Origin of the sequence: Microcoleus sp. BM001215392, assembly GCF_036700185.1 — a bacterium.
Taxonomy (GTDB): Bacteria; Cyanobacteriota; Cyanobacteriia; order Cyanobacteriales; family Microcoleaceae; genus Microcoleus.
On the sequence record NZ_JAUBOJ010000518.1, the window covers coordinates 1,592 to 4,251 of the forward strand.

General features: G+C 46.8%; 1 protein-coding gene. It reads right to left on the bottom strand.

Features of this window, described 5'->3' with window-relative positions:
* Positions 1–1,804 (bottom strand): S8 family serine peptidase (locus QT974_RS31880; protein WP_333472377.1); only part of this gene is annotated, 1,804 nt, incomplete at its 3' end.
* Between the last annotated feature and the right edge of the window lie 856 nt (positions 1,805–2,660).

Genomic DNA, 2,660 nt, shown 5'->3' on the forward strand with positions numbered 1-2,660 from the left:
GAGTTGGAGTTGGAGTTGGAGTTGGAGTTGGAGTTGGAGTTGGAGTTGGAGTTGGAGTTGGTGTTGGAGTTGGTGTTGGTGTTGGTGTTGGTGTTGGTGTTGGTGTTGGTATAGGTGGTAACGGAGTAGAACCGGGAGCATTCCCGTTAATAAGTGCGCTCGCTATCCAGTTATTCGTGCCCGCAATCCTATACCAGCGCTCATCGGGAGTTTCTAGCTGAACGTCAGGAATGCGCTCTCCATAAGTCCAACCGCTAAATTGAAGAGTAGTGTTATAGCCATATGTGCCGACTATCCCAAAGCTAGTTCTAGGCCCCGATCGCACATTTGCACCAATCGGTGCCATTACCGAACCAGAAAAGTTTACTGCTTCGATATTTGGCCACAGGGGTACAGCAACCGCACGTTCCCCAGGCGTTACCTTTCCTTCGCCGCTCCAACTTTCAGGAACAATAGTAGCCGGCTCATCATATTGTTGCGGCGTCGTCTTCTTCGCCAAATCCACCGCCGCCAACGTATTCAAAAACCCAAAACCCGTCTCATCATCCCATCCAACCGGCCCCAAATCCCTCGCCGTAGACTTCAAAATCTCCATCACTTGGCGATAGTTCAAAGCAGGATTTGCCGCCCAAACCAAAGAAGCCGCCCCCGCAACTTTAGCAGTCGCAACCGAAGTCCCCGCCATCGTGCCCAAATCATTTCCCACAGTCGATAAACCGGGGTGTTCAGTCGTGCCGCCATCCGCCACAATATCCAAACCGCGACCATAACTAGAATAGATCGATCGCCCGTTAATATCCCCAGCCCCAACCGTAAAAATATTGTCAAATTCCTGAGAAGCTTGACCCAAAACCGACATCACACCGCCGTCGTTACCCGCCGCCACTACCAGCATTACCCCATTTTGCCGCGCATATTCGATCGCACTTCTTTCTGCGGTCGTCAACTCATAGCGCGTCGTCACACTCCCGTCAGCATTCTTCTGAGTCAAATCCAAACTGAGATTCGCGATCGCATTTTTCTGTCCAGAAGCCTTCGCAGCATCCACAAACTCTACCAAAGAATCCGCCCATCTCCCAGAATCGATCGCCCTTCCCACCCACTTCGGCGCAGTCTTATTAATCGCATCAATAATCCCCAACATAAAAGTACCGTGCTCGCTACCTTCCCCAGCTTTCAGCAACGGATTGTTATCCCCATCTACATAATCGCGGCCCTGCTTGATATTCGCGTAATTCAAATAAGGACTATCCGCACTCACACCAGTATCAATCGTTCCTAAATACGGCTGAGAAGCCAACGGAAAATTTAAGAATTGCCGAATCGCATTCGGATCTTTCGGATTCGGCGAACCTGGATCGATCGGAATTACAGCCACCGGCAAAGTCTCAAACGCACCGCCCGGATTGTAAGGCGATTGAGTGGCAATCCCATCATGGTACAGACCCAGCGGGTCGAAATCAATCAGCGGCGGTAAATTATTAGTTGGTGCACCAGGGGCGATCGGGCAAACGCCACTATCAGCCAAGAAATTAGGTAAATCTAAATCTGGTAGCGACAAAGAACCGAATAAATGATGCAGCGGATCGAAATCATCCAGCCATCCCCCCACACCCGCACTCGGAGTCACAATTCTTTCCAACACATGACTGCGGGATTTTTTGCGGCCTTTGCGTTTCGGTGAATTCCCAAAACCTTGAGCCTCTTTGCGTTTTTTGCCACCAAAATTTAGCCAACCCATAATTTTTGCACCTTGATTAATATGAATTTCGATCGCACGAACTCGATCGAATGCCTCCCGCATTCAACCAAAATCGTTACTTGACAAAAATCTGTAAGTAATAATCTGAAAATTTCTGTTTGTTTGAAAAACTACGCAAACTTAACAAATTTTACGTATTGGCGATCGCTTCACATCTGCCGGGCTTAGCTTGCGGTCTGGCGGGCGATCGAGTCTATACTTTGTCAATGCTTAATTTTTCGATTTTTTTAGCTTCTTCACGGTTATCCTACACCAATAACCCTCTTTCGATTATAAAGTTTGTGTAAAGCTTTTTTGTCAACTTAATTAGGGCTGACTCTAAAATCTGGTTTTTACCAAAATATGGAATCGCAGCCTTTAAAATCGATGAAAAACCCGGTTTCTGGTCGCCAGCACTACATTTCCAAAATAGTTATAATTGGCACTTGCTTTTTTTCTGATTTCTGATAATATAAACCGAGAGGTGAAATTTGGAATGAGGTCTGAAGCCCTAGCAAATATCACTAAAGCTTCTTCAAAAACAACTTTAACCCTTCCCTGCTTCATTGAAACAGGGGCAAACTTAGCCTTGAAAATTTCTGTTTTTAGGAATATTTAGGGCGGCTTGAAATGCTCAAAAACATAACGGAGAAAAGATACAAACGTAATTGGGCGATCGACTCTCGACAATTCAATAAAAACACCCACTTTGAGCGAAAACTCTTCTCCCCCCCTTTTTAAGGGGGGCTAGGGGGGATCGAGTTTCGACCTAAAACCCAGTGTTTCTCTAGTCGGTCTGAAAGTCTAGATCCCCCTAAATCCCCCTTAATAAGGGGGACTTTGAACGCTCTTGTCCCCCCCTTATTAAGGGGGGCTAGGCAGGGTGGATTAATTGTCAGGGGGGAATGTATGATAGAAG